The organism is Cytobacillus oceanisediminis 2691 (assembly GCF_007678455.1).
Lineage (GTDB): Bacteria > Bacillota > Bacilli > Bacillales > Cytobacillaceae > Mesobacillus > Mesobacillus oceanisediminis_A.
On record NZ_VEEP01000441.1, the window covers coordinates 1 to 231 of the forward strand.

1 pseudogene is annotated in these 231 nt (G+C 41.6%); it reads left to right on the forward strand.

Annotated features, from left to right (window positions below):
* Positions 1-225 (forward strand): annotated as a pseudogene (locus tag FS736_RS24020) (multidrug ABC transporter ATP-binding protein); the annotation flags it as partial.
* Positions 226-231: the final 6 nt, after the last annotated feature.

Here is a 231-nt window from a genome sequence, read left to right on the forward strand (position 1 = left end):
GATGGTGGGATTTTGATAGTGGATGAAGGGAGAAGGAGCATTGATAGAATGAGTGAGTTGAAAATAGAGGAAGCGGTGCAGGATGTGGTGAAGGGAAGAAGAAGGTTGAGGATTGGGGAGGGGTTGAATAGGATTAAAAATGTCGATGAGATTATGGTTATAGAGAATGGAGAAATGATTGAAAAGGGGAGTGATGAGGAATTGCTGGGAGAAAAAGGTTTTTAGGATGAA